Raw genomic sequence first — 1,303 nt, 5'->3', positions numbered from 1 at the left:
CGTGATCGACGACCTTGCCGACGCGACCTGGGACCGTGAACTCGACGACCTCTTTCTGCGCATCGGCCACCGTTTCGGCCGTGCCGACCTGCGACGCCGCATGCGCGACTACGTCCGTGCCCTGCTCGGCCCGGTCGGCCGCAAAAACGGCTGGCAGCTGGCCGAACACGCAGGCCACCGCACCCCCGACGGCCTGCAACGGCTACTGAACGGAGCCACCTGGAACGCCGACGACGTCCGCGACGACCTGCAGGCATACGTCGCCGACAAACTCGGTGAGGCCGACGGAGTCCTCATCCTCGACGACACTGGCTTCGTCAAGAAGGGCACGACCTCCGCGGGGGTGCAGCGCCAGTACTCCGGCACCGCCGGCCGCACCGAGAACTGCCAGATCGGGGTCTTCGCCGCCTACGCCACCACCCACGGACGCGTCCTGGTGGACCGCGAACTGTATCTGCCCAAGTCCTGGACGGACGACCGCGAACGCTGCCGCGCCGCCAAGATTCCTGATGAGAGGGTCTTCGCCACCAAACCGGAGCTGGCCAGGGCCATGGTGCTGCGCGCACTCGCCTCGCCGCTGCCGATCGCCTGGGTGACCGCGGATGCCGCCTACGGCCAGGAGTGGCGCTTTCGGCGGGTACTGGAAGAAGCCGCCGTCGGCTACGTGCTCGCCGTCCCGAAGTCCCAGCCGGTGCCCCGCTTCGGCCGGATCGACCAACTCTTCAGCCAGGCACCGGATGAGGCATGGGAGCAACGTTCGTGCGGCGACGGCGCCAAGGGCCCGCGCGTCTATGACTGGGCAGCCGTCCAGCTTCCGGTCATCGAGGACTTCGACAGTGAGCGGCCCACCCATCACCGCTGGGCGCTGGCCCGGCGCAGTATCAGCAGACCCGATCAGGTCGCTTACTACCTCGCATACGCGCCGGTGGGAGCCGGCGTCGACCAGCTCGTGCGCGTTGCCGGACGTCGGTGGGCGATCGAGGAATGCTTCCAGGCTGCGAAGAACGAGTGCGGCCTGGACCAGTACGAGGTCCGCCGCTATGTCGGATGGATGAGGCACATCACCCTGGCCATGCTCGCGCATGCCTTTCTCGCGGTCACGGCGGCAGACGCGGCGGCAAAGGGGGACGCAGAAACGGTTCCATCCTGGTTCCGCTCACCGTGGCAGAAGTCCGTCGGCTGCTGGCAACTAACCCCGCCCACCGGCCCCGCCCGCCCCTTCGCATCCATGCGCTGAGTTGGTCGCGATGGCGGCGAAGGCGTCAGGCCGTGGCCCAGCACTGTCACTACCGAAGACGATGTC

General features: G+C 68.2%; 1 protein-coding gene. It reads left to right on the top strand.

Features of this window, described 5'->3' with window-relative positions; all coding sequences use genetic code 11:
• The first annotated feature begins 1 nt into the window (after nucleotide 1).
• Nucleotides 2-1,237 (top strand): IS701 family transposase, encoded by a 1,236-nt coding sequence (locus tag ACZ44S_RS39120; protein WP_466938281.1) that lies wholly within the window; start codon nucleotides 2-4, stop codon nucleotides 1,235-1,237.
• The last annotated feature ends 66 nt before the right edge of the window (nucleotides 1,238-1,303 follow it).

The organism is Streptomyces malachitofuscus (assembly GCF_055571035.1).
This window is presented reverse-complemented; position numbering and strand designations above follow the sequence as displayed.